24 protein-coding genes are annotated in these 25,559 nt (G+C 43.9%); 11 read left to right on the top strand and 13 right to left on the bottom strand.

Features of this window, described 5'->3' with window-relative positions; genetic code table 11:
• Nucleotides 1-37 precede the first annotated feature (37 nt).
• From ACT3ID_RS03005 to ACT3ID_RS02990, 4 genes are all read left to right on the top strand, one after another.
• Nucleotides 38-424, top strand: coding sequence for a hypothetical protein (locus ACT3ID_RS03005; RefSeq protein ID WP_491540494.1), 387 nt, complete (start codon nt 38-40; stop codon nt 422-424).
• A gap of 9 nt (nt 425-433) precedes the next feature.
• Nucleotides 434-808: a DUF423 domain-containing protein gene (locus ACT3ID_RS03000; RefSeq protein ID WP_491540493.1), complete on the top strand. Its 375-nt coding sequence runs from the start codon at nt 434-436 to the stop codon at nt 806-808.
• Nucleotides 809-1,016: 208 nt separating this feature from the next.
• Nucleotides 1,017-1,544, top strand: coding sequence for a hypothetical protein (locus ACT3ID_RS02995; protein ID WP_491540492.1), 528 nt, complete (start codon nt 1,017-1,019; stop codon nt 1,542-1,544).
• Nucleotides 1,545-1,582: 38 nt separating this feature from the next.
• Entirely contained in the window at nt 1,583-1,942 is a 360-nt protein-coding gene (locus ACT3ID_RS02990) for an MmcQ/YjbR family DNA-binding protein (RefSeq protein ID WP_491540491.1), read from the top strand.
• On the opposite strand, the gene ACT3ID_RS02985 is transcribed toward ACT3ID_RS02990, so the two are convergent.
• From ACT3ID_RS02985 to ACT3ID_RS02935, 11 genes are all read right to left on the bottom strand, one after another.
• Nucleotides 1,939-2,235: a DUF6787 family protein gene (locus ACT3ID_RS02985; RefSeq protein WP_491540490.1), complete on the bottom strand. Its 297-nt coding sequence runs from the start codon at nt 2,233-2,235 to the stop codon at nt 1,939-1,941. The genes ACT3ID_RS02990 and ACT3ID_RS02985 overlap by 4 nt on opposite strands.
• Before the next feature lie 29 nt (nt 2,236-2,264).
• On the bottom strand, nt 2,265-3,563 hold the full coding sequence (gene hemL, locus ACT3ID_RS02980; RefSeq protein ID WP_491540489.1) for a glutamate-1-semialdehyde 2,1-aminomutase: 1,299 nt from the start codon (nt 3,561-3,563) through the stop codon (nt 2,265-2,267).
• A 58-nt stretch (nt 3,564-3,621) separates the two neighbouring features.
• Complete coding sequence (hemB, locus tag ACT3ID_RS02975; protein ID WP_491540488.1) at nt 3,622-4,614, bottom strand: porphobilinogen synthase; 993 nt, start codon at nt 4,612-4,614, stop codon at nt 3,622-3,624.
• 146 nt (nt 4,615-4,760) lie between these two features.
• The gene (gene hemF / locus ACT3ID_RS02970; protein ID WP_491540487.1) at nt 4,761-6,251 is read right to left on the bottom strand and encodes an oxygen-dependent coproporphyrinogen oxidase; all 1,491 of its coding nucleotides are present in this window, start codon (nt 6,249-6,251) and stop codon (nt 4,761-4,763) included.
• A 111-nt stretch (nt 6,252-6,362) separates the two neighbouring features.
• Nucleotides 6,363-7,412, bottom strand: coding sequence for a uroporphyrinogen decarboxylase (gene hemE / locus ACT3ID_RS02965; RefSeq protein ID WP_491540486.1), 1,050 nt, complete (start codon nt 7,410-7,412; stop codon nt 6,363-6,365).
• 72 nt (nt 7,413-7,484) lie between these two features.
• On the bottom strand, nt 7,485-8,219 hold the full coding sequence (locus ACT3ID_RS02960; RefSeq protein ID WP_491540485.1) for a uroporphyrinogen-III synthase: 735 nt from the start codon (nt 8,217-8,219) through the stop codon (nt 7,485-7,487).
• Between the two features lie 68 nt (nt 8,220-8,287).
• A complete protein-coding gene (gene hemC / locus ACT3ID_RS02955; RefSeq protein ID WP_491540484.1) occupies nt 8,288-9,205 on the bottom strand; it encodes a hydroxymethylbilane synthase in 918 nt (305 codons plus the stop codon).
• Nucleotides 9,198-10,460 (bottom strand): glutamyl-tRNA reductase, encoded by a 1,263-nt coding sequence (hemA, locus tag ACT3ID_RS02950; RefSeq protein ID WP_491540483.1) that lies wholly within the window; start codon nt 10,458-10,460, stop codon nt 9,198-9,200. The genes hemC and hemA overlap by 8 nt, the downstream gene beginning before the upstream one ends.
• Before the next feature lie 3 nt (nt 10,461-10,463).
• A complete protein-coding gene (gene hemH, locus ACT3ID_RS02945; RefSeq protein WP_491540482.1) occupies nt 10,464-11,588 on the bottom strand; it encodes a ferrochelatase in 1,125 nt (374 codons plus the stop codon).
• A 149-nt stretch (nt 11,589-11,737) separates the two neighbouring features.
• Nucleotides 11,738-13,135: a sensor histidine kinase gene (locus ACT3ID_RS02940; protein ID WP_491540481.1), complete on the bottom strand. Its 1,398-nt coding sequence runs from the start codon at nt 13,133-13,135 to the stop codon at nt 11,738-11,740.
• Nucleotides 13,136-13,226: 91 nt separating this feature from the next.
• Nucleotides 13,227-13,928: a response regulator transcription factor gene (locus ACT3ID_RS02935; RefSeq protein ID WP_491540480.1), complete on the bottom strand. Its 702-nt coding sequence runs from the start codon at nt 13,926-13,928 to the stop codon at nt 13,227-13,229.
• 181 nt (nt 13,929-14,109) lie between these two features.
• Between ACT3ID_RS02935 and ACT3ID_RS02930 the strand changes: the two genes are divergently transcribed.
• Nucleotides 14,110-14,904, top strand: coding sequence for an SDR family oxidoreductase (locus ACT3ID_RS02930; RefSeq protein WP_491540479.1), 795 nt, complete (start codon nt 14,110-14,112; stop codon nt 14,902-14,904).
• A 71-nt stretch (nt 14,905-14,975) separates the two neighbouring features.
• Here the strand turns inward: ACT3ID_RS02930 and ACT3ID_RS02925 are convergent, their stop codons facing one another.
• Together ACT3ID_RS02925 and ACT3ID_RS02920 are read right to left on the bottom strand one after the other, a co-directional pair.
• Nucleotides 14,976-15,416: a fasciclin domain-containing protein gene (locus ACT3ID_RS02925; protein ID WP_491540478.1), complete on the bottom strand. Its 441-nt coding sequence runs from the start codon at nt 15,414-15,416 to the stop codon at nt 14,976-14,978.
• 265 nt (nt 15,417-15,681) lie between these two features.
• Nucleotides 15,682-16,602, bottom strand: coding sequence for a DUF58 domain-containing protein (locus tag ACT3ID_RS02920; RefSeq protein ID WP_491540477.1), 921 nt, complete (start codon nt 16,600-16,602; stop codon nt 15,682-15,684).
• 203 nt (nt 16,603-16,805) lie between these two features.
• Between ACT3ID_RS02920 and ACT3ID_RS02915 the strand changes: the two genes are divergently transcribed.
• The 6 genes from ACT3ID_RS02915 (at nt 16,806) to recQ (ending at nt 25,534) form a co-directional block, all read left to right on the top strand.
• Entirely contained in the window at nt 16,806-17,702 is an 897-nt protein-coding gene (locus tag ACT3ID_RS02915; RefSeq protein ID WP_491540476.1) for a dimethylarginine dimethylaminohydrolase family protein, read from the top strand.
• Nucleotides 17,703-18,239: 537 nt separating this feature from the next.
• Nucleotides 18,240-18,473, top strand: coding sequence for a CPXCG motif-containing cysteine-rich protein (locus tag ACT3ID_RS02910; protein ID WP_491540475.1), 234 nt, complete (start codon nt 18,240-18,242; stop codon nt 18,471-18,473).
• A 304-nt stretch (nt 18,474-18,777) separates the two neighbouring features.
• Nucleotides 18,778-19,896, top strand: coding sequence for a glutamine-hydrolyzing carbamoyl-phosphate synthase small subunit (gene carA / locus ACT3ID_RS02905; protein ID WP_491540474.1), 1,119 nt, complete (start codon nt 18,778-18,780; stop codon nt 19,894-19,896).
• Nucleotides 19,897-19,976: 80 nt separating this feature from the next.
• A complete protein-coding gene (gene carB / locus ACT3ID_RS02900; RefSeq protein WP_491540473.1) occupies nt 19,977-22,814 on the top strand; it encodes a carbamoyl-phosphate synthase large subunit in 2,838 nt (945 codons plus the stop codon).
• Between the two features lie 266 nt (nt 22,815-23,080).
• A complete protein-coding gene (locus tag ACT3ID_RS02895) occupies nt 23,081-23,302 on the top strand; it encodes a GxxExxY protein (RefSeq protein WP_491540472.1) in 222 nt (73 codons plus the stop codon).
• A 48-nt stretch (nt 23,303-23,350) separates the two neighbouring features.
• Entirely contained in the window at nt 23,351-25,534 is a 2,184-nt protein-coding gene (gene recQ, locus ACT3ID_RS02890; RefSeq protein ID WP_491540471.1) for a DNA helicase RecQ, read from the top strand.
• The last annotated feature ends 25 nt before the right edge of the window (nt 25,535-25,559 follow it).

The following is a 25,559-nucleotide window of genomic DNA, read 5'->3' as shown; positions in this document are numbered from 1 at the left end:
TATAGGGCGACTTTATCATCAAAACAGAACTAGCATCATGTCTTCAAAAACCGTAGCCGAAAAAATGCACATCAAACCGGGTATGAGTATCGGCTTTTTCAATCAGCCTGATAACCTTGATGAGTTGTTAGGCGAACTTCCCGAAGGTGTTGAGGTCGCCGAAGAGCTAGAGAATACAGAGCTGGATCTGATTTTAGCTTTTATTGAAGACCGGCAAATGCTCGAGGCTTATCTCCATTCCCTTAAAAAAGCAATTCATGAAGATGGGGCCCTTTGGATCGCCTATCATAAAGGATCTTCTTCGATTGATACGGATGTTAACCGTGACACCATTGCCGAATACGGAACTTCAATGGATCTGAAAGGTGTTGCTATGGTTTCAATTAATGAAAACTGGTCCGGATTCAGATTCAAAAAAATATAATATATAACTATGCAAAAGTTTTTTTTGATAGCCGGTGCTATTGCCATGGCGCTGGCAGTAGCTTTAGGTGCTTTTGGTGCTCATGGTTTAAAAAGTCGGCTTACAAAAGAAATGATCGATATTTTTGAAACGGGGGTACAGTACCATTTTTATCATGCAGTAGGTCTGCTAATAGTGGGGCTGCTTGCCCACTATTTGCCTGATTCTGCATTGCTCGAGTGGTCGGGATGGCTAATGATATTTGGCATATTCATTTTTTCGGGTAGCCTGTACCTGCTTTCAACAAGCGGCATTCGCTGGTTAGGTGCTATTACGCCAATCGGTGGAATTTGCTTTATTGCCTCCTGGATAGTTTTAGCTCTTGCCATCTGGAAAGGATTATAATTGCTCTTCTTTTCCCGAAGTTGGGTTTAATTTCCTTTAATCTACATTTAAGAAAACAAACTTGCAGTTCCGATTCATTATTATAACTTAACACTAATCAAAAAGATGGTTATAACGATCACAGACGAATTTGCAACACAAATAAGCGCACGATTTCTTAAAAAATATCGTTTGATGAATATCAGTTTAATAGAATTCATAAAATGGCATGCCCATAACTGCAAAAACGTATTGGCAATTTTTGCTTGTCATATTCTTATGGCTGATTCATTCAACGACACTGGCACAGAATGAAATTGCAAAAGAACGAAGTTCCCTAAGGGGTATTGAGGCCATGGGATTTACCGTTAATGTAGAAACTAATGATCCGTTAACGGGAACCGAGGAACTGCAAGTAACCTCATTAATTGAAATGGGAAAAAATCAGCTCCTCAATAATAATATCCGGCTAATTCCGGATGATAACATACAACGCTCGGATGAAATACCCTTTTTGCACTTACATATAAACAGCATGGATGCCGGGCAGGGAATTATCCCATTTTCGCTGTCTTTATATTTTTATCAACCGGTAAAGTTAACCCTCAACAGGGATGTACAAACCTCTGCCGTAACCTGGGAAAGCGGTTCGGTAGGCGTAGTTTCTCACGACCAGTTGAATCTGATTAATAATGCAGCAAAGAATCTTATTGAAGAATTTATTGTTGATTACAATCGCATAAACAGAACTAATTAACTCCATTATTTACCAACGCTATAACTAATTATTTTTCCATGAATATAGAAGATTTTAGAGAATTCTGTCTTTCCTTTAAAGGAGTATCCGAAGACTTTCCTTTCGACGACAAAACTTTGGCCTTTAAGGTGATGGATAAAATTTTTGCACTCACTGATGTAGAAGAATTTGACGGTATAAACCTCAAATGTGATCCCGTCAAAGCAGCTATGCTTCGCGATCTGTATAAAGAGGTTAAACCGGGTTATCACATGGATAAAAAGCACTGGAACACCGTCGATCCCAAGGGTAAGTTAGACGATGAGCTGATCAAAGAATGGATCAAGGATTCTTATAATCTGGTGGTTGAGGGGTTATCGCGGAAAAAACAAAAGAAGCTTGAAAAAATGAAAGACTAAACGCTTTTACGGGAAAACAGCTTTTTTATTCGATGCAGACTCTTTTTTTCAAAATTCCAAACAAACTCAAACTGCCCCAGTACAAAACCATACATGAGGAAAAGAAGCTGATAAGCAGGAAACACGATTATTACCCAGGCAATCAGCTCAATCCAGAAAGGAGTAGCCTGGGTAATACCCAACCAGCCAAAAGCCAGCTTACGCACATAAAGAGCACTAATGCCGGTAATTGAAAAAATGAAGAGGATAAGCGCCAAGCTGCCGAGGCTTTCAACTCCCCATCGTTTTTTCATTTTCTCAATCAATTCACCCACAATGCTCCTCATTTAACCCTTTCAAGTGCTTTTTCTACTGATTGGCTAGCTGCCTCAATTGTCCGATCCAGATGCTCTTCTGTCAACGAATTAGCCAGGAAGAATGATTCAAAAGGAGAAGGCGGCAGATAAATACCGTTCTCTAACATTTCGTGAAAAAATGCCCTGAACAATTCCTGATTCGTAGTATTGGCAGTTGCAAAATCTATGACCTCCGCATCTGTAAAAAAGACACTCATCATCGATCCAACGTGGTTGAGCTGTGCAGGCACATCATGTTCAGCAAAAACCTCCTTCAATCCAGAAAAGAGATAGGTTGTTTTTTCTTCCAGCTCATCATAATGCATCGGATTTTCATGCAGCTCAGAGAGAAGTGTATACCCGGCAGCCATAGCAAGTGGATTGCCCGAGAGTGTACCTGCCTGGTAAACAGGCCCTACGGGAGATACAACATCCATCACTTCCTGCTTACCGCCAAAAGCGCCTACCGGAAGCCCCGCACCAATAATTTTGCCGTAAGTCACTAAGTCAGCGGAAATACCATAACGTTCCTGTGCCCCGCCTTTGGCTACACGAAAGCCAGTCATCACTTCATCAAAAACAAGAACCACATCATGTGCATCACATAGTTCGCGCAGGCCGCTTAAAAATCCTTTTTGAGGCGGGATGCAACCCATATTACCAGCTACAGGCTCTAAAATAATTGCTGCGATCTCATCCTCATATTCCTTGAGCAGCTGTTTGACAGAGTTCAAATCGTTGAATTTAGCCGTCAAAGTATCTCTGGCTGTTCCCTCGGTCACACCCGGACTACTTGGCTGACCCAGGGTAAGCGCGCCGCTGCCGGCGTTAATTAAGAACGAATCACCATGACCATGGTAGTTGCCTTCAAATTTAATCACTTTGTCTCGTCCGGTATAACCTCGTGCCACACGAATAGCACTCATACATGCCTCGGTACCGGAATTTACCATACGGATTTTATCCACATTTGGCACCATTGTCTTAACAAGCTCGGCCATTTTTACTTCAATCTCGGTGGGAGCGCCAAAAGAGGTTGATTTGGCCGCCGTTTCCTGAACCGCCTTTATCACCGGCTCATAGGAGTGCCCTAAAATCATCGGTCCCCAGGAACCCACGTAGTCGATGTATTCTTTCCCGTCGACGTCGGTAAGGATCGATCCCTTTGCCTTTTCAAAAAAGACGGGTGTACCCCCGACTGAACTAAAAGCCCGGGCCGGAGAATTTACTCCGCCGGGAATAAATTGCTGTGCTCGTTCAAATAATTTTTTACTCGTTTCTAGCATAATCAGATAAAATTTCTCTGTACGGACGCGGCATGCCACGTCCCGACGTTTAATTATTTTACCGTTCGTTAATAATTTTCGATGCCGCTTTGGCAAAATATGTGGCTATTAAATCGGCACCGGCTCGCTTGAACCCGAGCAGTGCTTCCATCATAGCTTCTTCTTCATCCAGCCAGCCCTTTTCAGCTGCGGCTTTTAACATAGCGTATTCTCCGGATACATTGTAAACAGAAACGGGCACCGATACATTTTCTTGTACAGCGCGAACAACATCCAGATAGGGAAGACCAGGTTTGACCATCACAATATCAGCTCCCTCCTGTTCGTCGAGCTTAGCTTCTTTGATAGCTTCTTTAACATTGGCCGGATCCATCTGATACGTCTTCTTATCTCCAAAACCGGGCGCAGAATCCAAAGCATCACGAAACGGGCCATAATAACTGGAGGCATATTTAGCGCTGTACGCCATAATTCCGGTATGTTCAAAACCTTCTGCATCCAGCGCTTCTCTCATCGCACCGATGCGGCCATCCATCATATCAGACGGTGCAACCATATCGACACCTGCTTCGGCATGGCTTACCGCCATCTTCGCAAGTACATCTACCGATTCGTCATTCAAAACTTCGCCCTCCTGAACAATTCCGTCATGACCGTAACTCGAATATGGATCCATTGCAATATCGGTCATTACCAACATATCGGGAAATTCCTCTTTTATTGCACGTACTGCTCGCTGCATCAATCCATCGGGATTAACCGCTTCGCTGCCTCTGTTGTCTTTTTTCTCGTCGGGCACCTTGGCAAATAGCAATACGGATTGAATCCCAACTTCTCTAAGCTCTTGAATTTCATCCATCAACAGATCCAGCGTATAGCGATAATAATCCGGCATCGAAGGGATTTCGACTTTCTCGCTATCTCCTTCCATCACAAAAACCGGAGCAATAAAGTCTGCCGGTTTAAGATCATGTTCAGCAATCATCTTTCGGATGGCAGAGCTCACTCGAAGACGACGTCCGCGTATGTATGGAAATTGTCCGTGTGACATTCTAAAACAAATTTTAACTTAACATGTCATGCTGAACTTGTTTCAGCATCCATTGCAACAGATCCTGAAAAGAGTTCAGGATGACACGAGCTTTTCTATTATTTTTAAGCCACTGATTCCCACAGATCAAAACTGATTTATCTGTGCTAATCTGTGGCCAACTCTTTACCGTATTCAATCCAATCTATGGGATTTTTAAGTCGATCAATAAGATACGCTTCTTCGCTACCTTCTTCGACTTCAAAATCGTAATCCCAGCGCACGCGCGGAGGCAGACTCATCAAAATCGATTCCGTTCTGCCTCCGGTTTTCAGCCCGAATAAAGTACCACGATCATGGATCAAATTAAACTCAACATATCGTCCGCGACGTATCTCCTGGAAGTATCGCTGGCGATCAGTATACGATTCATCTTTTCGCCGTTCGACAATCGGCAGATAACTTTCCAGGAAAGCATCGCCTACTTCTGTGGTAAATTCGTACCAATCTTTGGCTGAACGCTCGTCGTTGGGACGCAGGTAATCAAAAAACAATCCACCGATACCACGTCCTTCCGAGCGGTGATCGTTGTAAAAATATTCGTCGCATTCTTTTTTAAACTCAGGATATAAATCTTTGCCATGTTTATCACAAGCGGCTTTAAGCACTTTGTGAAAATGGACGGCATCTTCATCCCACAAATAATAAGGAGTTAAATCGGCACCGCCGCCAAACCAACAATCACGCACCTCGTTCATTTCAGCATCATCATAGAGCTCGAAATACCGGAAGTTCGCATGTACCGTCGGAATCATTGGGCTTTGGGGATGGATGACAAGCGAAATGCCGCCTGCCCAGAACCAGCCCTGCTCTACTTCGAAACGCTCACGTATCAGTTCGGGTAGCTCTCCATGTACGGTCGAAATATTGACGCCTCCCTTCTCAAAGAGATCGCCTTTTTCGATTACGCGCGTATGTCCACCGCCACCTCCTTCGCGTTCCCAGTCATCGTGTCGGAATTTTTCCTTACCATCGATCTCCTCCAGTCGACCACAGATCTCATCCTGTAGATTTCGAATATAGGCCTCGAAACGATTTTTGATCGAAGGCTGGTTAGAGTCCCTCTTTGAAGGGGGGGCAGAGAGATGATCTTCTATCCATCCTTTAATAGCACTTTCAACATTTCTTAAATCCTTCATTATTTCCTCATCCGTAAAACGTAGAACTGTAAATCCTTTCTCTTCCAGTTCTTTTTGACGTTCTAAATCTTTATACCATTGCCGCTCGTTTTCATGGGAATAACCGTCAACTTCAATAATCAACCGAAGCTCTTTACACATGAAATCAGCAATGTAATTCAGAACGGGACGCTGACGTAAAAATGTATAGCCTTTCATTTTTCCAGCTCGTAATAATTCAGACCAAAGGCGTATTTCTGCAGGAGTTGAGTCTTTCCGCAGTTTTCGAGCCAGTTCTTTGAGCTTCTTATTGTAACCTAAATGATCAAATTTCTTTCCCATTTTCTTATGTCTTTTCCAGCCAAGAGCACTTGTATTTTGGGGATTCCGGTTTTTGTCCTCCTTTGAAGGAGGAAAATGAATTCCGGCGACAGCCGGAAGAAAAAGGAGGATGGCCCGGCGTAGAATCGTTAATTCCATTACTATGACTTATCACAATTTTATGTTTGGTGCTCTTGCATTCAGTCATTGCCAATAATATGTTTATTGCTTTGGCCATCCCTCTTAATCCCCCTTCGAAGGGGGACAAGATCAGCGTTCTGTTTTGTATTCTTTAACGGTATCCACAAAAGTGCGGGCGTTATCGACGGGGATATCGGGCAGGATACCATGTCCCAAGTTGGCGATATATTTCTGTGGACCAAAGCGGGCAATCATTCGCTTGGTCTGTCGCCTGATTTCATCCCGCGGCATCATTAGTTTCGAAGGATCAAAATTACCCTGTAGCACAATTTCTCCACGGGTTGCTTCGCGTCCATATTCGGGGGTAATTGTCCAGTCTAACCCCAGCGCTGAAGCATTACCTTTGAAACTGAGCCGCTCCAGGGCATACCAGCTACCTTTGGCAAAAAGAATTACCGGTACTTCGTCAATTGCATCACAAATCTCCATGAGATATGGCATTGCCCATTCATTAAAATCATCGGGACTAAGCAATCCAGCCCATGAATCAAAAAGTTGTACTACTTGCGCACCGGCCTCAATCTGCGCTTTCAGATAATCGATCGTCGCCTTGGTCAATTCTTTCATCACGTGCTTGGCTGCATCCGGATGCTGATACATAAATGCCTTTGCCATGGCAAAATTCTTCGATCCTTCGCCCTGAACCATATAACAGAAAAGCGTCCACGGCGCCCCGGCAAAACCGATCAGCGGCACGCGTCCGTTTAGCTCTTTGCGCGTAAGTGTTATCGCCTCCATCACATGATTGAGCTTCTCCGGCACGTCCTCAGCCAGTATCGAAAAAGCATCGTCTACACTTCGGATGGGATTCTCCATTACCGGTCCTTTGCCTTTCACCAGATCCACATCGATACCTAAGGCTTGGGGAATCGTCAGGATATCCGAGAAGATGATGGCCGCATCGGGCTCGAGCTCGTCGATGGGCTGAAGAGTTATTTCGCAGGCCAGCTCCGGCGTTTCAACTCGTTCAAAAAATGTGTACTTCTTACGGAGCTCCATATATTGCGGCAGATAACGTCCGGCCTGGCGCATCATCCATATCGGCGGACGTTCAACTTCTTCGCCGCGGAGCGTACGGAGTAATAAATCGTTTTTTAACTCTGGAAAATTGTTATTCATAATAATGGAACACAGATTTCTCGGATTAGCTGATCTCCACAGATAATTCAGTGTAAATCTGCCAAACCTGTATTACCCGTGTTCTATTCCTTTTTGATTAAAAATATAGTTGGAGGTGGTACGGAGGAGTACTTTCGTATCAGGCTGCCTGGCAATTTCCACCGACTGATCGGTACGCTCTTTCAGCGCTTCGGCAGTTGTAGGACCAATAGCAAAAAGCGGTGGCAAATCGCCTTCAAATCCTTCGCCTCTTGCGAACCCTTCAACAGCGCTGGGACTGTAAAATAAGATACCACTGACAGGCTTATTTGGCATATGAACCGGATTTATGATCGTCTCATATACCTCCAGTTCGATAACTTCAATGCCGTCTTCCTCCAGTCGATCAGTCATCTCATCACGGCTCAAGTTCCCATGGAAATAGATCACTGAATTAATTTTGCCCTCTTCAATAATCAGCTCAGCAAGGTGCTTACCATCTTGGGTCCGCGGGATCTTTGCATCCAATCCCAGATTCTGAAGAGCATCACGGGTTTTCGATCCCACCGCAAAAAGCTGCGTTTCCGGACGCACCTGTAAACCGCTCTTCATTAATTCTTCCAGCGCTTTTACGCCGTTGGTGCTTGTAAACACCCAGTCAGATTTAGGATGCTCATTTATCACTTTAAGCACGGTATCCCAGTATTCGGGAAAGTTAAATTGAAGCGCCGGTTTGATTATTGGTTCCAAGCCCAATATTCTGGCGTATTCAAATTGTTGTGCAGACAAAGGTCGCGTTACTAAAATATTTCGTTTGTCTTGCCTCATGGGTCGCTGATTAATCTGATTTCGCTGATTTCGCTGATTTGATATCAACAAAACCTGCTTAATCTGCGTTACGATTTCATCTCTTCAATTACTTTAATAGCTCCTTCTTTCAAAAGAGCTTGTGCTGCAGTGTGACCTAGGTCACCGGCTTTACCTACAGGAACTGTATCTTTGTAGTCATATTGTTCTCGTCCGTCAAGTGTGAGTGCTACTGCTTTAAAATGCACTTGATCATCATCAATAAACGCATATGCACCTACAGGTGCTGAACAGCCAGCTTCCATGTCGTGCAAAAAATCCCGCTCAATAGTTGTGCAAATTGCCGTTTCATCATGATTCAACTGCGAAACAATCTCTTCAATCTCATCATCTCCTGCACGAATCATCACGGCCATGGCGCCCTGTGCTGCCGCCGAAACCATCCAGTCGAGATACATACTTATATGATGTCCGAGATCTATGCGTTCCAATCCCGCTGCGGCAAAGATAGCACCATCCCAATCGTTGGCGTCCACTTTCTCGAGTCGCGTGTTCACGTTTCCGCGGATATTCACAATCTCATGATTTGGATAACGATGCAACCACTGTGCACGCCGCCTGTTACTGCTGGTTGCAATAGTGGCTTTATAGTCAGGATCATCCAAAAAATCGGTGCCGTCAGGCGCAACCAGCGAATCACGGGCGTCGGCTCGCTTCATAATTGCACCTACTTTTAGCGGAAGCGGGTTCTTTGTTGGTAAATCTTTAAACGAATGAACTGCAATATCGATTTCATCATTGAGCTGGGCATTATCCAGTGCCTTTGTAAACACGCCTTTACCACCCATTTCAGAAAGGGGCGTTGACAAATCAAGATCACCTTCTGATTTAACAAAAATAAGCTCGGTTTCGTGGCCGAGCTTTTGAAGTTCCTTGGCAACCTGCCTTGCCTGCCATGTGGCCAGCTGACTGTCGCGGGTACCGATGCGAATTATGTTGTTATTCATCTCCTATATTCGTTTCAAGCTTAAACATATCGTGTACAACCTGGGTTACTTCCTCAGATTCGTGATGATCACGCAGATGTTCTATGGAATAGGCTGCAATTTTATTGACAATGCGACGGGTCAGATTTTCAACTTTATCTTTATCCGTATCGGATATTTTATTTTTGAAAAACTCAAATTCATCTTCGCGAATCGCATCAAATTTGTTAGTTAGTGCCTTAATGGTAGGTACCACTTTTTGCTTGCTGAGCCAGTTCTTATAATCGGTCAGCTCATCATCAATAATTTTCTTGACCAACGGGATATTTTCTTCACGCTTGCGATAAGCCTCGTCGGTAACATCTGTCAAAAAGTCCATATTAGCCAGATCCACAAATTTCATTTCACCGATTTCCGGATCAATATTGCGCGGTACCGACAGATCAACCATTACTTTAAATTTGGGATCGATCAGCGAGGGCTTCATATCGTCGAGCGTAACAACTGGCTCTTCGGCTCCTGTAGCAACAATAACAAGATCGGCTTCGGCAATCTCTTCGGGTAGCCGATCCATATCAGCTACTTTCAAGTCAAATTTGTCAGCCACAAACTCGGCTCGTTCCCGGGTTCGGTTTATGAGCGTCAACTTTCGAGCGCCCATATTGATTAGATTTTTGCAGGTTACTTTACCGATCTTACCAGTCCCAACCAGCAAGATATTTTTGTCTTTGAGTTTATTAAATGCTTCAACCGCAAACTTTACAGCTGCGTAAGCTGTCGTAGCTGCACCTTCTCCGAGTGATGTTTCGTTGCGGGATCGCTTGTGTGCCCGAAAAACATGCTGCATCAGGCGATGGAGTTCTCCATCCACAGCATCCATCTCGCTTGCCATCTCATAAGCTTCCTTCACTTGCTTTATAACCTGTACATCTCCAAGAATTTGAGAATCGAGGCCCACCGTCACCTGAAAAAGGTGCTCTACTGCCTGCTGGCCCTCTTTTTCAAATCCATAATTATGAAATTCTTCGAGTGTAGCATCGGAATAAGTTACCAGCAGCCGTATAAGTTCCTGAGGAGTGGCGTTCTGAGCAAAAATTTCGGTTCTGTTACATGTCGAAACTATAAACAAGCTGTCTATACCTTCGCGCTTGGCCCCTTCGATAAGATCTTTCTTCTGGGAATCATTTAAACTAAACCGTTCGCGGACATCAATGGTCGCCTCCCAGTGGTTAACGCCAACAGCGCCGAAATCAGTTATTTGAAGTTGATCTGACATCTATCAGGCAGATACTTTTTTAGATTTCGTCTTTGTTTCTTTATCTATATCGATTTCATGACCCAGCTTATCCAGAGCCTGATCGGCCAAGGCTTCAATATATTTAGGATGATCGTTTATGCCCGGCATCACTTTCAGGTTTTCAAACTCATATCCTTCTTCCTCGAGATCTTCGACCAGTTCTATACCCAGCTCAAATAACGTTTCCACGTGATCGGTCACAAAAGCGATCGGAATCATCAGAAAATTCTTGATGCCGTATTCAATATGCCGCTCGACAAGCTCGGCCGTATTAGGCTGCGTCCATTTTTGAGGCCCCACTTTTGACTGATATCCCAGCCAATACTCATGGTCGTAGCCCCGCATCTCCATAATCGCTTCCATCGTCTGATTGATCTCTGTCGTATATGGATCGCCACTTTCCACTTCGAGCATGGGCGTTCCGTGAGCGCTGAAAATAAAATGCGTTTTGTTACGCGTTTCCTCATCCATCTCGGCCAGTGCCTCGTCGATGCGATCATTCAGTGCTGTGAGATACTTCTCATCAAGATGATAATTCTTTACATGAAACTCTTTCCACGGCGTGTTATCACCAAACCTATCCTCACGTTTGGTTTCCCAGTCGCGAAAACTGCTTCCGGTAGTCGTCCATGAAAACTGTGGATACAACGGCACCATCACCGCATGCGTTATCTCATCTTCAATCATATCATCCATCGTGGTTTCTGCAAATGGCAGCCAATAACGCATGCAGGTATAAACTTTAACAAACTGATCGTCCGGCATAATGTTCTTGAGATGCTTCTCAAGGCCCCGACGCTGCTTTTCTGTCAAACTATTGATGGGCGAACAGCAAGTTGACACGATACTGTTTTTACGGTTCAGGCAGTGCTTGTTACCCATACATCCTTTGGGACAACCGTTAATCTCCTCGTAATCTTCCTGCACGTTGGGAGCACGAAACTTGGAAATAATTTTCGCAAACAGATCCTGAATCTTGCCGCCCCCCATCTTGATGATATCATGATCGCGAAAAAGATTATACAAAAATGGACGCACCGCATAATCGGCGGTAGGTCCGCCCATGTTCATCAGAACAATACCAATTCTCTTTTTCTCTTCTGGCATAAATCTTCTTGTTATTAGTCTAAAGACTATTGCTTTATCATCATGGTGAAGAAAATCATTCTTTGTGAAGAAAATTTGAAGAAAAGCAGCTGAACTCTATTTAGAATGATTCTAATTGAGGAGTTTTTTGTCTGCTAAATTCAGAACATTTATGCGGCAGGCAAAGTAAACCAAAAACGGGTCCCTTTGCCAACCTCACTCTTGACATTAATCTCGGCATCATGGGCATTGAGAATACTTTTCACGACCGCCAGTCCGAGCCCGGTACCTCCTTTGTCACGAGAGCGTGCTTTATCCGTACGATAAAATCGATCGAACAAGCGGTTTAGATGCTCATCCGAAATGCCGATGCCATCATCTGTAACTTCAATTCTTACCTCATCCTCGTTACATGCATAATGGAGTGTTACACTGCCTTCACTCGTATATTTCAACGCATTAGAAACCAGGTTATCTATCACCTGCTCAATTTTTGCGGGATCACCGATCACTTTGCAAGAATGATTATCTATGTTAAGATCGAGCCCCTTTTTCTTAGCTCTCTCGACATGCCAGTCAAGCATATGATTAGCGATATCAGCCAGATCAAATTCCTGCATTTCTACGAAGTGTTCATCAGAATCGTAACGCTGCAGTGTTTTCAGATCTTTAAATAGACGTGAAATACGATCGGTCTGTTTTTTTGCCGTTTGGATATACTTACTCTTTTTCTCTGCAGGCAGCTCATCCAACTCCAGCATATCCAGGGCACCGGAAATTGTATGCAGCGGATTACGTATCTCGTGAGTAATATCTGCAAAAAACTGCCGCTGCTTTTCGGCAAATTGCTTGATCTGCTCAGTATCGGCCCGCAGCTTTGAAGCCATCTGATTAAGAGATGTAGCCAAGGCACCGAACTCATCACTCCGCTTGATATCTATTTCACGGTCCACATCGCCATCGGCGATATCCTGTGCGGCGTCTTTAATCTGGGTTATCGGCTTGGTAAGATAGCGTGCCATCCAAATGCTTACAAGCACCACCAATCCGATGGAAATAAACATGCCGTAATAGATAATCCAGCGAATAGTTTTGATAGGCTCATAAATCTGCTCTTTGGTCTTGCTGGCCCGCAGATAACGTAAGGTGCCGTCAATATTGGTGAGAGAGATATAACTTGTTAATAGTTCAGAGTCCTCATTACGCGGTAACAGCGGTAGATTCTCCCGGCTGTTTAAGCTTTCCAGAATACCTTCCGGTAGCTGCTGACTAAAAGCAAAAGCAGAATCACCGTTGGCATAAGCGTTTATCAGCTGACCGGTAGAATCATACAGAGCTAGTTGATAGCCGGATGTGCGTGCAGCATCCGCCAGATACTTTTCGAACTCCCCGTTTGCGGGCAGGTTAGAAACTGTCACTGCCAGCCACCGGGTCTCCTGTTCCATTTCTGCACGGCCCTCTTCGAGCAGGTAATCGCGAATAAATAAAATCGAATAGCTGCTGATGGAGGTAATCCCAAAGATCAAGAGCAGGATAAATGTCCAAGCTAATTTAGATCGTATCTTCATGTTACGAATAATGAATATTGATCAAGGATTACAGAATTTCGAATTTCTTCATTTAACATTCCTTGATCATTATTTTGCGGTTCGTTTTTCACTACACCTTTACAATTTCGCGGTTAAGTCCGTAGCCGATGCCGCGATAGGTTTTAATAATGTTGCCGGAGTCCCCCATTTTCAATCGCAGATTTTTAACGTGGACATCAACTGTGCGATCAAATACAAAATGATCTTCTTCGGTTATATGCTCTAAAATTTCCTGTCTTGTATATACCCGCTTGGGATTTTTATAGAAGAGTTCAATCAATGTGTATTCAGTTGAAGTGAGATCGATTTTTTCATCCTCCACATACAGCTCTTTGGCATCGGTATCTAAATAGGTATCCCCATATTGCAGCCAATTGGCTTTCTGGGGATTTTGGCGCCGCAACAAAGATTCAACATGTGCTTTCACCAGGTTCAGACTTGCAGGTTTTGGAATATAATCGTCCGCGCCAAGCTCCAGTCCTTCAATTTCATCCTGCTCCTCATCTTTGGCTGTCAGGAAGATAACGGGAATATCGTGCAGTACCGGATGATTGCGAATCCGCCGACAAATTTCTTTTCCATCTACGTTAGGAACCATAATATCAAGAATTGCCAGGTGAATTTCGCCAGCATATTCATCGATCAGTTCCAGCGCGCGATTACCCTCATGAGCCACTAGCACTTCATAATCATTCATTTCAAGAAAATTAGCCAACATTTCGGCCGGCTCTTCTTCGTCTTCAACTAACAGTATGCTATGTTTGTGTTTCACAACTTTTGCTTTTACTTAACAATATACACGCATAGGTTTACTTATCTGATACTCAGAATAAAATAGCAAACTTTCGGTAGTATCTGAACACAGATCAAAACTACAACAGAACATCTCTTGTCATGCTGACGTTCTTTCACCATCTTTAACCAAATTTAAAACCACAGAAAAGCGGACTTTCATGTCGTTCAATAATAAAATTGCGTGGATTACCGGTGCCTCATCGGGGATTGGCAAAGCGATCGCTCACGCATTGCATGATGAGGGAGCTAAGCTCATTTTATCATCCCGCAGGAAAGAAACATTACAGGAAGTTAAACAAAACTGCTCTGGTGATACTTCTAACATCCATGTTTTGCCTCTTGATTTATCAAAACCAGATTCACTGAAAGAAAAAGCGAGCCAGGCTCTCGATATCTATGGAAAAGTTGATTTCCTTTTTAATAATGGCGGCGTTAGTCAACGCTCGCTGGCCGTTGATACCAGTATGGAGGTAACCCGCCGGGTGATGGAAATCAATTTTTTCGGATCTGTAATATTAACAAAGGCAGTGCTCCCTTCAATGATTGAACATCAAACAGGGCATATCATCGTCACCAGCAGTGTGATGGGAAAATTTGGCACTCATCTGCGATCGAGCTATGCTGCCTCCAAGCATGCACTGCACGGGTATTTCGACTCACTACGCCATGAAGTATATGATGATAATATCAATATTTCGCTGGTTTGCCCGGGATTTATTAAGACCAATGTAACGAAAAATGCACTCGAAGGGGACGGCAGCAAACACAACAAAATGGGCAAGGGGCAATCAGAAGGGATGAGCGCCGAAGAATTTGCCAAAAAACTGTTACCGAAAATTTCCAAACAAAAAGAGGAAATCTACATCGGCGGAAAAGAAATTTGGGCCGTTTATCTCAAACGTCTCTTTCCGCGACTGTTAAACAGAGTATTGCGAAAGGCTGAAGTTACCTGACAAACATCAATATAAAGGCCCTTCTGAACCAGAAGGGCCTTTTTTTAATAATATATTTAAGAGATTAGCTGTTACCGGGTAACCATCTGATCTACAAAGAAGATAGTTCCGTTTGATGGAGAATCGTCGCTGTCTTCAACTTTAACACCCATTGATGCCTCTACTTCTTCTTTCGGCAATTCACCCTGGTACAGATGACTTTGAGCTACCTGCTGAGCCATTTTTTGATCGTTTTTGGCTTCTTCAACATCTACTTCACTAGACTGAAGGGCATCGTTGGTGGGCGCCAATACCGTAAAGGGGCCCTGCTCTTGCAGCACTTCAGCAAAACCAGATACTTGCAGAATTTCAGCAAAGTCAGAAGTTTTCTCGTTGGACTGTACCTTATCAACTACCGTATCTCCCTGTGGTGGAGCTTCTGTTTGCTGGGCAATCGTCGTGTTAGAATGCACAGCTACGGCAAATAATAATAAAAAGACACCGGTAGCTATTCTTTTTAAGATAGTTTTCATAATAAGAAGAGTTTTAACTTATTGAATTGTTGATTAAGAAGATCATGCAACAGTTCAAAACATTAGCACTTGTTCTTTATTGCACGTTATTCTTTATGCCGTTACTTAATATTTGTTTCAACAAAAAAAGCATTAAACCTTTTACGATGCACGTCTGCTCATCAGTTTAGCTTCTGCTATAAGAGAGGATTTTTTGTTTCTTTTTGACCAAAGTTGAGATAGGCTAAACTCCCTTTAGCTTAATAAAGCACATAATAATGAATCCCTATCCCAGTCGCTTGCGTTTATTAAGATAGGCCAGTAAGGCTAGATCAAACTCGCGCTGAGTATCAAGCTGTTCAAAATTAATCTGGAACTCGCTACACGCCATCTTAAAACGGTGGGTAAGCTCTTCAATTTTCTTCTTATAATCCTCGCGGATTTGTGCAGGCATTACCTCCATCTGTGAACCAGTTTCCATATCCTGCATTACGAGCCGGCGATCGGGGAAGTCCAATTCTCGCTCACTCTTTTCCTCAAGTACATTAAAAAGTAAAACCTCGTGTTTACGGTGACGCAGATGTTTTAGAGATGAAATCAACTGGTCGTGCTCATCGACATTTTCAAACAGATCGGTAAGAATAATCACCAGGCTTCGATGATTAAGACGCTCGGCCACTTCATGAATTACTTTAGCTGTGGCCGTCTTTCGCTGCTCTTGATCAATTGACTCTTCTTGCTCAAGAAGCTGCTCAAATTCCGAAAACAGCAAACGAAGATGAGAATAGGATGATTTTGCGGGAATAAACTTATTGATCTCCTCACTAAATGTTATCAACCCACAGGCGTCACGCTGGCGGTGCATCAAATACATCAGTGAAGATCCAAAATGAATAGCATAACGCAGCTTGGTCCACGGACTAAAATATTTATAAAACATCGAACTGCTGGTATCCAACAACACATAACAGCGGAGATTAGTCTCTTCCTCATATTTCTTTACGTACAGACGCTCTGTCTTGGCATATGCTTTCCAATCAATATGCTTTATCTCATCGCCGGGATTATAAGGACGGTGTTCTGCAAATTCCACGCTAAACCCGTGGTGCGGGCTCTTATGCAATCCTGAAATAAACCCCTCTACAATTTTTCGGGCCCGAAGTTCAAGCGGAGCCAGCTGCGAAAGCAGTTCGTGATCTAGTAACATATTCCTTCACTCTTTAACCATTACTAGAACTTTTGAATCATCAAAAGTTCAATTGTATTAAACCTAAACATTTCAGCTCATTTATCTTAGAAAGATTACAAAATCAATTGTTAGAATATCTGCTCACAAGTTTATTCTTTCCAACAAATGATTATCTTAGGAACCCAAATAATTACGCATTGTAAAGCACAAGCCAATAATTTATGGCGCAAATATATACCTCAGCAGATCAAATAGATTTTTCTATTGAAGACATTCCTTCAATGCCGATACCTACGGATGTACTGATGGTACGGCCTCTGCACTACTCTGTAGACTATGTAATCAACCCGCATATGGCCGACCAAGTAGGCAAAGTAGACAAAATTGAGGCCAACAATGAATGGGATCTGGTTCGATCACTATTTGATCAAATTGGCATAAATGTTCATGTAATTGAGGATCAAGAAGGCTTGCCGGATATGGTTTTCTGTGCCAATCAAAGCCTTCCTTATATTGATGAAGATGGTAAACGCCATGTATTCATGAGCATTATGCATGCTGATCAAAGAAAAGAGGAGGTCCCCTATATTGAACAATGGTATCGCCAGCATGGCTACGAGTTACACTACCTTGATGAGGATGAGGTCAGTAATTTTGAAGGATGCGGCGATGCTATTTGGCATACGGGCAAACGGTTGCTCTGGGGCGGTTACGGCTATCGGTCCTCTCAAAAAGCCTATGAAATTATTTCCGATACATATGATGTGCCGGTTATTGCCCTGGAACTTATCGATGAATCATTTTACCACCTCGACACCTGCTTCTGTGTTTTGGATGAGAATACAGCTCTTATCTATCCTGAAGCTTTTACTAATAAAGGACTCGAAACCATCAATCAGCTCTTTGATACTGTTATTCAGGCATCTAAATATGAAGCGGAAGAACTTTTTGCCTGCAATGCCTCTTGCCCCGACGGACGTAATGTCATTATTCAGCAAGGCTGCACTGATGTAAACAAAAACCTGCGCGATAACGGATTTTCTGTTCACGAAGTAAGTACTTACCAATTCATCAAAAGCGGTGGCAGTGTGTTTTGTATGAAGATGCTTCTTTGGTAGTAATGAGTCATGAGTAGTGACATTCTGTGGCCAGTTTCCAAGCGTCTTTTCTAATATCCTAATAGATAGTTCGAGCGTCCGATCGGACTATCAGCAGGAAGGAAACTTTAGTTGGGAGGGAGTTGAACTCCCGACCCGTAGTATGCAGGAACGGGCCAGTTTCAGTTTCTATGAGTTTTTTCAAAAGCCGTTGTCGGAGTACTCCAACTTACTACTGTCGCACACCAGAGGTATACGACTAGTTTAATGGTAATTCGTGCCAATCCTTATTCACTATTCAAATCCCCACAACTCCATATCTCTTTCGTACCTCCATCACTCAAACCTCGTACCGTATCTCCAACCATAAAACCTCGTTCCATACTTCCACCATTAAACCTCGTTCCGTACCTCTGGTGCGGAATGTAAAGGAAGGAAAGGATTTAAGCCATTCTGAAGTTGTAGAAATGGGGCCAATCCGTCCATGAGTTATATTGTCGGAGCAGCGCTCAAATTTACCAGATTTATTCGGAAACACTCCTTCTTAAAAAATGTTCAATGAAAAAGTTTACTTCTAATTTTGACGCCATGAAGTTTCAAGGAGAATCACAAGGATCTGAATTTCGCTGCGCTTACTGCGGAGAAATAAATCACGCTTTTGTTGATCCCTCGCAAGGAAAAACCCAAACCTATATAGAAGACTGCCAAGTCTGCTGCCGACCAAATAAACTCTCGGTCTCCTACGATCAATGGAACGATGAATTTATTATTCAAAGCCGTCAATCGCAGTAAATCAGCAAGATAAAATTCCTTTGAAAATAGAAATTCTGATTTGTATCTTTGAACAGTTTTGCGCTGGAATTACTCCGGTACTAAAATAACACTAATGACAGACGATTTAATCACTAACACTTGATCCCCAAGGGAACCCCCTTAACATGTGACGGCAGATATAACTGCCCGAAAAAAAATAGGCACACATCCGATTATCATCGGGTGACAGATCCGTCATTCCCTTTTCCGAAATCCGACACGGCACTCGTGATCGGATTTTTTTTATATCTGATTTTCAACCTCTCAAAACTACACGACCAATATGTCACTCTATCAACGCGATAAAGCTATCATTGCTCTATCTGACGGCACCGTCGAACACGGTTTCGCCATCGGGAAAAAAGGTACTACAGGTGGCGAACTGTGCTTTAATACAAGCATGGTTGGCTATCAGGAAATTTTTACCGACCCCAGCTACTATGGACAGCTGATGATGATGACCTACCCCCATATCGGTAATTACGGCACCATGAATCGTGATGACGAAGCACGCAAAGTAATGATTGCGGGACTTATCGTCCGATCATTTTCGTGGGAACACAGCAACCCACAGGCCGATGGTAACCTGCAAGAATATCTGGAACGCAATGAGATTGTCGGCATCTCTGGCATTGACACACGTAAACTGGTGCGCCATATCCGAAGTAAAGGTGTAATGAATGCTGTCATCTCCTCTACGGAACTTGATGAAGATAAACTGGTGGAAAAGGCCCAAAACTGGGATGATATGGAAGGCCTGGAACTGGCCACCGAAGTCACCCGCCGCGAACCACAGACTGTTCACAGCGATGGGCCTTTTAAAATTGCCGCTTTCGACTACGGCATTAAACAAAGCATTATTGATAATTTTGTGGATCGCGGATGTACGCTCCGTGTTTTTCCGGCCAAAGGGGATTATAAAGAAGAACTTAAACAATGGAATCCCGACGGATTCTTTTTCAGCAACGGCCCCGGCGATCCCAAAGCCACCAGCGAATACGCCCTGGATATAGTCAATTATGCAAAAGAAACCGGCAAGCCCATTTTTGGTATCTGCCTGGGACACCAGCTGATGGCACTATCAGAAGGAATCAATACGAAAAAAATGTTTGTCGGCCACCGTGGAGCGAATCAGCCGGTTAAGAACCTGGAAACAGGACTCGTCGAAATCACCACACAAAATCACGGCTTCGCCGTCGATGAGGATGATCTCGACGAGTCGAAAGTGGAAGTCACACACGTAAATCTGAATGACAAAACGATTGAAGGAATGCGCTTCAAAAACTTTCCGGGCATGTCGGTACAATACCACCCCGAAGCATCACCAGGCCCGCACGATTCGCGCTATCTCTTCGATCAGTTCCTCGAAATGGTCAAGGAACAAAAAACGGAAATGGCTTAAAAGCTAATTTTAGTCGGACGTAGCATGTTACGTCCAGACACGAAAAAAATTTTAATCAGAAATTAGAAGCTCACTAACTAATGCCACGACGCGACGACATCAACAAAATTCTTATCATCGGCTCCGGACCAATTGTAATCGGCCAAGCTGCTGAGTTCGACTACTCTGGCTCACAAGCCTGCCGTTCACTTATGGATGACGGCTACGAAGTTGTTCTCATCAATTCGAATCCGGCCACCATTATGACCGATCCTATGATGGCCGACGAAGTTTATCTAAAGCCGCTGACAATTGATTCGATCAAAGAAATCGTAGAAAAAGAAAAGCCTGATGCGGTACTGCCTACAATGGGCGGACAAACGGGTCTTAATCTAACTCGTGATTTACAGCACGAGAATTATTGGACTGAGCGGGATATCAAGATAATTGGCGTGGATATCGATGCCGTGGATATTACCGAAGATCGCCAGCAGTTTCGCGATCTGATGGACGAAATCGATATCCCACAGTGTCGCAGCCGCGCAGCCGAATCGGTACTGGAAGCTAAAGAAATTGCTGAAGATTTAGGAGGCCTCCCGATTGTGATTCGTCCCTCATTTACGATGGGCGGAGCCGGCGGCGGTATTGTCTGGACAGAAGAAGAGTTTGAACGCAAAGTACTGCGGGGGCTGGAAATGAGTCCGGTACACCGTGTACTTATTGAAGAATCTATTTTTGGATGGAAAGAGTACGAACTCGAGCTGCTCCGCGATCCCAATGACAACGTCGTGATCATCTGTACCGTCGAAAACATCGATCCGATGGGCATACATACCGGCGACTCAGTTACTGTGGCACCATCACAAACGCTGACAGATAAACAGTTCCAGATGTTGCGCGATGCCGCCATCAAAATGATGCGTTCGATCGGAACATTTGCCGGCGGATGCAATGTGCAGTTTGCCGTAGAACCGGGGAGCGACCGCTTTGTGGCAATCGAAATTAACCCGCGTGTGAGCCGATCCTCGGCTCTTGCATCCAAAGCAACGGGGTATCCGATTGCGAAAATTGCAACTAAATTGGCGGTAGGCTACAGCCTGGACGAACTGCCGAATCCAATTACCGGCAACACTTCAGCCTGCTTTGAACCTTCCATCGATTATGTAATCGTTAAAGCACCGCGATTCAACTTTGAGAAATTCCCCAACGTGAATGAAGAACTTACTACACAGATGAAAGCGGTGGGAGAAGTAATGTCGATCGGACGGAACTTCCCCGAGGCTCTGAACAAGGCCTTTCAATCACTCGAGATTGGCAGAGCCGGGCTCGGTTCCGACGGCTACAATGAGATCAACCGCAAAGATGTACGCGAACGGCTTAAAAAGCCATACTGGGATCGCATGCTGAATATTCGTAATGCATTCAAGCTGGGTGCATCGGTCGAAGAAGTTGCCGATATCACGAAAGTTGACCCGTGGTTCCTGCAGCAGATCCGGTACATGGTATCGCTCGAAAATCGCACCGAGGGCCAATCGCTGGATTCCATGACCAAAGACGACCTGTTTGAACTCAAGCAAGCTGGCTTTGGAGATGAACAGATTGCCTATATGCTCAGCCAGAGCAACGGCGAAGTCACTGAAAACGAAGTGCGAGAAAAACGGAAAGAGTTTGACCTGAAGCCATCATTCAAAGTTGTGGATACCTGTGCTGCAGAATTCCCGGCCGAAACACCTTATTTCTACTCGGCCTATGAGGGAGAAAACGAAAGCGAAGTATCCGACAAAAAGAAAGTAATGATCCTGGGAAGCGGCCCCAACCGCATTGGACAGGGTATTGAATTTGACTACTCTTGTGTCCATGCTGTGAAAGCCGTCCAGGAGATGGGCTACGAAGCCATCATGGTCAACTGTAATCCCGAAACCGTTTCTACTGATTTCGATGTTGCCGATAAACTCTATTTTGAACCAGTGTTCTGGGAGCGCGTACTTGATATTTATGAGCATGAGCAGCCCGAGGGTGTCATCCTGCAAGTAGGTGGACAAACGGCCCTGAAGCTCGGTAAACGCTTTGTTGAAGAAGGCATCAATATATTCGGTACTGATTTTGAAATGATCAATTTCGCCGAAGATCGTGGCTCATTTTCAGAATTTCTTAAAAAGCTCGACATCCCTTTCCCTTCTTATGGTACGGCCGAAGATGTAGAAGGTGCCGTTGCAATTGCGGATCGCATTGGCTATCCCGTACTGATACGTCCAAGTTATGTTCTCGGCGGACAGGGTATGCGGATTGCCGTAAAACAGGAAGAGCTCGAGTTTTACACCGAGCGTGTACTCGCTACGCATCCCGAGAACGCCTTCCTGATCGATAAATTTCTTGAGGATGCCGTGGAAGTAGATGTAGATGCAGTCTATGACGGCGAACAGATGCATATTGCCGGAATCATGCAACATATCGAGCCTGCCGGCGTTCATTCAGGTGACTCTACAGCTGTGATTCCGACCTATTCGCTTAGTGATACAGCCATTGAGAAAATTCGTGAATATCACGAAAAAATTGCCGCGAACATGAATATCCAAGGATTTTTAAATGTGCAGTATGCTGTCAAAGGCGATGACGTTTATGTGCTGGAGGCGAATCCGCGATCAACACGAACGATTCCGTTCCTGGCCAAAGCGACCGGACGTCCGGAAGCACGTATTGCGGTAAAAGTGATGCTGGGTGCAAAGCTCAAAGATTTTGATGAAAAAGATCTGACTTCCACACTGGATAAATGGGCGATTAAAGAGCCGGTTTTCCCCTTTGACAAGTTTCCGGAAGTCAAAAAAGAGCTGGGACCTGAGATGAAATCCACCGGAGAAACAATTTACTTTATGGAGGATTTCAATGACGAGCACTTTAAAAAGCCGTACGAATTCAAGAACCTCTATCTCAGCAAATAGGATCGCAGATTAAACAGATTTATCAGATTTCGTTCGTTGATTTGTAAGTATTCCCCCTGGATTGGGTCTTACTTACGGAACGAAATCTGAAAATAATCTGTGATCATGGCTGAAAAATTTAAGTATAGTAAACTGACCGGTTCTGTAATTGGAGCAGCAATGCAAGTGCATTCAGAACTGGCAATGGATTTCCGGAAGTAACTTATCAACGAAGTCTTGCACTGTAGCTTCAAAGCAAGTCAATTAGTTATCAACGTGAAGAATCGATGCCTCTTTTTTATAAAGGGCAAAATGTCGGTTCCCGAAGAGCTGATTTTATAATTGACGGAAAAATTCTTGTAGAATTAAAAGCAGTATCAGAAGTTAATGAAACTCATTATAACCAAGTTTTGAATTATTTAACTGCTTTTGAGCTGGAAATTGGACTGCTCATAAACTTTGGTGAAAACAGCTTAAAGTTTAAACGATTTATTAACAGTAATTTGTAACATCGATTTAATCTGCGAAATCAGATTAATCAAATATATCAGCGCTAAATGATTAAAGAAGCAAAGAATAAACTCAATAACGTTTTTGGATTTAAGGATTTTCGTCCTCTACAGGAAGATGTTATTTCGCACGTCCTGGATAAGAAGGACACTCTGGTCATTATGCCCACCGGCGGCGGAAAGTCACTCTGCTACCAAATTCCTGCCCTGTTATTTGACGGGTTGACGATCGTTGTTTCGCCACTTATTTCGCTGATGAAAGATCAGGTCGAACAGCTGCAGCAATACGACATCCCAGCAATCTACCTTAACAGCTCACTTTCTCCGCAGGAGTATGAGGAGAATGTTCAAAAGCTAAAAAACAAAGAAGTTAAGCTTCTGTATCTGGCCCCAGAAACACTTCTGATGGATAGAACGCTTGAACTGCTCAAAGACCAAAATGTTGAGCTGTTTACAATTGACGAGGCACACTGCATCTCGGAGTGGGGGCACGATTTTCGTCCCGAATATCGCCAGCTTACCGAAGTTCGTAAAAAGTTTGACAACGCCACAAGCCTGGCACTGACGGCTACAGCAACACCTCGAGTTCGGGAAGACATCAAAGATGTACTCAACTTTAAAGATTCTGATACCTTTCTGGCCAGCTTTGACCGCAAAAATCTATTTCTGAAGGTAGCTGAAAAGAATGATCCCCTGGAACAGACACTCGACTTTTTATACACGCGAAAAAAACAATCCGGTATTATCTACTGTTTTTCCAGAAAACAGGTAGAAGAGCTTTATGTTGAGCTGAAAAAAGAGGGGCATTCTGTAAAACCATATCACGCGGGATTATCTAAGAATATCCGCAGCCGTAACCAGGAAGCTTTTATCCGGGATGATATCCAGATCATTGTGGCAACGATTGCTTTCGGAATGGGGATCGATAAGCCAAATGTACGCTTTGTGATGCACTATGATTTGCCAAAAAATATCGAATCCTATTATCAGCAGATTGGCCGTGCCGGCCGCGACGGTCTCCGCGCCGATTGCCTGGTACTTTATGACCGTTCTGACAAGCAAAAAATCCAGTACTTCATAAATCAAAAAGAAGGTCGGGAAAAAGAGGTTGCCGAAAAGCATCTCAAGGAGATGCTGAAATTTATGGAGACCGATCAATGTCGACGTAAACCGCTGCTGGGATATTTCGGCGAAACCTATGAGAAGGATAACTGCGGCATGTGTGATAACTGCCTCTCGGTTGATGCCGAAGTTGAAGATCTTACGGTACAATCTCAGAAGATCCTTTCTTGTATCGCCCGTACCGACGAAGAATTTGATGCCTACTACATTGCCGACATCCTGCGTGGATCCACCAAGGAAAAAGTGCTGGCAAATGGTCATGACGAGCTTTCAACCTATAATATTGGCAACGAATGGGCCAAAGAGCAGTGGATACTTCTGGCTCGTATGCTCGTAAAGCAAGACTATCTTGAGCGTGAAGAACAGCATGGGGCACTTAAGCTTACCGATCAGGCAAAGGCTGTGCTTGACGGCAAAGAAAATGTGTTTGGCGTGCTTGATCGGAGCGATACGGTAATCGGTGATGATGCCATAGACCGAACCACATCTGAGGTTGAAAATAACTACGATAAGGATCTTTTCGAGCAGCTGCGTAATAAACGCAAAGAACTGGCCGATCAGCAGTCTGTGCCACCCTACGCTATATTTCCTGATACCACGCTGATGGAGATGGCATATTATTTCCCACAATCAAAAGAAAGCCTCACTCCTATTTACGGCGTGGGATCCGTAAAACTGAAAAAATATGCTACTGACTTTCTCGGAATTATTAACAGATATTGCCGCGACCACGATATCGAGGAAAAAGAGAAGTCGATCCAGGAAAAGAAAGAGAAATTAGAAGAATCCGGTGAAAAGTATGAACGGATCGGCAAAGCCTATAATGAAGGCAAATCGATTGATCACCTGGCCGAGCAGTTCGGTGTAAAAAATGTGACCATCATCAAGCACCTGAAAACGTATTTAAAAGAGGGTAACAACCTACGTCCCGAAGGTATCGTTGAGGTATCTTCGCTTTCTACACGGCAGCGTGATAAAGTGCTTAAAGTCATGGATGATGTTCCAACACACATGCTGCGCAAGGTGTATACCGAGCTTGATAAATCTGTGAGCTACAGCGAATTGCGCATCATGCAATTATATTATATGGCACAGCAAAACGGATCTTAGTTTTTAGAGAGTTTTACTTTAGACC

The sequence above is a fragment of the Fodinibius sp. GM108 genome, from assembly GCF_058386985.1.
This window is presented reverse-complemented; position numbering and strand designations above follow the sequence as displayed.